Source organism: Bradyrhizobium sp. (genome assembly GCF_035484855.1).
Classification (GTDB): domain Bacteria; phylum Pseudomonadota; class Alphaproteobacteria; order Rhizobiales; family Xanthobacteraceae; genus Bradyrhizobium.
On the sequence record NZ_DATHOP010000118.1, the window covers coordinates 1 to 2,752 of the forward strand.

At 66.1% G+C, this 2,752-nt stretch carries 3 protein-coding genes and 1 pseudogene; 1 reads left to right on the forward strand and 3 read right to left on the reverse strand.

Features of this window, described 5'->3' with window-relative positions; translation table 11 throughout:
* A partial coding sequence (locus VK804_RS13990) for an FAD-binding oxidoreductase (protein ID WP_325371414.1) occupies positions 1-682 on the reverse strand: 682 nt, incomplete at its 3' end.
* A gap of 89 nt (positions 683-771) precedes the next feature.
* Here VK804_RS13990 and VK804_RS13995 point away from each other — a divergent pair.
* Entirely contained in the window at positions 772-1,281 is a 510-nt protein-coding gene (locus tag VK804_RS13995; RefSeq protein ID WP_325371415.1) for a thioesterase family protein, read from the forward strand.
* 8 nt (positions 1,282-1,289) lie between these two features.
* On the opposite strand, the gene VK804_RS14000 is transcribed toward VK804_RS13995, so the two are convergent.
* Positions 1,290-1,463, reverse strand: coding sequence for a DUF1328 domain-containing protein (locus VK804_RS14000; RefSeq protein WP_325371416.1), 174 nt, complete (start codon positions 1,461-1,463; stop codon positions 1,290-1,292).
* A 232-nt stretch (positions 1,464-1,695) separates the two neighbouring features.
* Positions 1,696-2,752 (reverse strand): annotated as a pseudogene (locus VK804_RS14005) (amidase); the annotation flags it as partial.

Here is a 2,752-nt window from a genome sequence, read left to right on the forward strand (position 1 = left end):
GAATGCCGCGCAGTTTGATCGTCAGTTCGCAGATGATCCCGAGCGTGCCCTCGGCGCCGACGAACAGATGCGTCAGGTCGTAACCGGCGGAGGATTTCTTCGCCCGCGTGCCTGTCGTGATGATCTCGCCGTCGCCGCGCACCACCTTGAGCGCCAGTACGTTGTCGCGCATGGTGCCGTAGCGCACCGCATTGGTGCCGGACGCGCGGGTCGATGCCATGCCGCCCAGCGACGCGTCGGCGCCGGGATCGATCGGAAAGAACACGCCCTGGTCGCGCAAATATTCGTTCAGCGCCTTGCGGGTGACGCCGGGCTGGATCACACAGTCGAGATCATCGGCATGGACTTCCAGCACCTTGTTCATGTCGCGAAGATCGATGCAGATGCCGCCCGCCGGCGCATTGACCTGCCCCTCCAGCGAGGTGCCGGTGCCGAACGCGATCACGGGAACGCCAAAATGAGCGCAGATACGCACCACGTCCTGGATATCGGCGGTCTCCTGCGCCATCACCACCGCATCGGGCGGCTGCGGCGCCAGCCAGGTCGTGGTATGGGCGTGCTGGTCGCGGACCGCCTGCGACGTGATGAGCCGGTTGCCGAAGCGGGCGGCGAGCGCCTCCAGCGTGCGCGCCAGTGCCTGCGGCTCCGGACGTTTCAGATGATCGGTGACGGTGATGCCCAACGGTTTCCTCCCGGCTTTGAGACCGACCCTTGCAAAGGATATATAGGGGGTCAAGGGACCTCCCGGGGTCGAACGAACGGAGACGCGCGATGACGATGGCCGCCGGCGACGATGTGCTGCACCGCCCCGCGCCGTTCCTCGCCTCGGTGATGCAGATCGAGCCGCAATGGATCGACTACAACGGCCATCTCAACATGGCCTATTACAACGTGATGTTCGACCGCGCCATCGATGAATTATGGCTCGAACTCGGGATCGGGCCCGCCTACAGGACGGCGCGGAACGGATCGACCTTTACCGCCGAATGCCATGTGCGGTATTTGCGCGAAATCCACCTCGGCGATCCCGTGCAGGTGTCGGTCCTGCTGGCCGGCGCCGACGAAAAGCGACTGCACACGTTCGAGGAATTGCGCCATGCCGGCGAGGGCTGGCTGTCCGCGACGTCGGAAAACATGACCATTCACATCGACATGAATGCGCGGAAAACTGCGCCGTTTCCGCCTGATATCCGCGCCCGCATCGAGGCACTGGCGAAGGCTCATTCGGCAATCCCGCGCCCCGAGGGCATCGGCCGCAGGATCGCAATGCCCGCGAAATAGGACAGGCGTCAGACGCGGGTTCGTCCCCGCGCCAGACCGACCACGGCCGACACCAGAAACAGCACCACCGCGATGAAGAAGATCGTCTTGGCGATTTCGATGGAGACGCCGGCGATGCCGCCAAAACCCAGAATGCCGGCGATCAGCGCAATGACCAGAAACGTAACGACCCAGCTCAGCATGACACACACCTTCGTCTTGTGTTTCGAGATCAGCGCGACGGAGAGTGCCGCGCATCGGTTGCGGGATTAATCGGGCGTGGGAACGAAAGTTCCCCGCGGTTCCCCTGCCCGAAACCGGGAAAATTTCAGCCCGACGGAGGAACAAATTCCGCCTGCGCAGCGCGGGCCCGCATGTGAGCGCGCTGTCCGTGCGGCGGACGCTCGCGCATCTCGCCCCGCAGGGCGGGGTCGCCTAACCTTCCGTCACCCACGCTGGCAGCCTGTCGAACCAGGGCCGCGCCTGTTCGAGTTGCCGGGCGAGTTGCAGCAACCGATCCTCTGCGCCGATGCGCGCCACGAATTGCACGCCGAGCGGCAGGCCGTCCGCGGTCCAGTGCAATGGCACGTTCATGGCGGGCGTGCCGGTGAGGTTGGCGAGCTGGGTGAACGGCACATATTGCAGACTGTCGCGCGCGATCTTGTCGACGGTGCCGTCGAGCAGGCCGATGCGGGCGAGAAGCCCGAGCAGGCGCGTGCGGTCGAGCAGGTCCAGCACCGTCTGCTCTACCGGCGTCGGATCGCCCTGTCCGTGGCGGATCGGCGGATGCGCCAGCGTCGGCGTCAACAGCATGTCGTAGCGCTGGTGGAAGCGTGCGAGCCGGCGTGCGAATTCGTTCCACTTCAGCAGTTGCGCCGTCAGCGCGCCGGAGGAGATCGCTCCGCCAAGCGACGCCAGCACCCGCGTCAGCAGCTCGAAATCCGAACGCCCTGCGCCACGCATGCGCGCCTGAGCCACCATGGCGGCGACCTGGCCGAAATAGACGTACAGGAAGGCCTTCGCGAGCGCCGCTCCATCGATGTCGGGCGCGGCTTCCTCGACCTCGTGGCCGAGGCTGCGCAGGAGTTTTACCGCCTCGTTGATCGCGGCTTTCGCCTCCGGGTGAACATCCGTCCCGATCGGCGAGGTCGACGTGAAGCCGACGCGCAGGCGGCCCGGATCGCGCTGCATCGCCTGCGCGTAAGATTCGGCCGGTCTTGCGACCACGAAGGGATCGCGGGGCTCAGTGCCCGCCAGGACATCGAGCGCGACGGCCGTGTCGCGCACGCTGCGCGAGATCACGCCTTCGCATGAAGCGCCGAACCAGTATTCGCCGCAAGCGGGCCCCCCGAGATCAGCCCGCGCGACGGTTTCATCCCGAACAGTCCGCAGCAGGCGGCGGGAATACGGATCGATCCGCCGCCATCATTGCCGGCCGCCATCGGCACGACGCCCGAGGCAACCGCCGCCGCCGCGCCGCCACTCGATCCTC